Source organism: Chitinophaga sp. GbtcB8, from assembly GCF_019091455.1.
Classification (GTDB): domain Bacteria; phylum Bacteroidota; class Bacteroidia; order Chitinophagales; family Chitinophagaceae; genus Chitinophaga.
Map to the genome: position 1 here is coordinate 1 of NZ_JAGXJN010000128.1, position 290 is coordinate 290.

Here is a 290-nt window from a genome sequence, read left to right on the forward strand (position 1 = left end):
ACAATCTGTACTACCGGCGTTTCCTGCGCCATAGTCATTTTGCTTATTTCCAGGTTCTTAACCACCTCACCATATATGGTTTGCAGCACCATTTTGTCCCTTGCTCCTACTCCAGATTCCACAGTTGCTACCTGCCTTGCCGGGTTCTGATTCACATCCTTTGCAGCGGCTACTGAATAGGTTTTACGGTTAAGCAGTATCTCCAGCGAGTCTGGAGTTACCTGCAGCTTATCAACATTTACCTGCGAACGTTTGATCTTGGTACTTACATAAAAATCGGTCGCTTCCTT

At 45.9% G+C, this 290-nt stretch carries 1 pseudogene; it reads right to left on the minus strand.

Annotated elements, in window-relative coordinates:
• Positions 1 to 290 (minus strand): annotated as a pseudogene (locus tag KVT36_RS31660) (hypothetical protein); the annotation flags it as partial.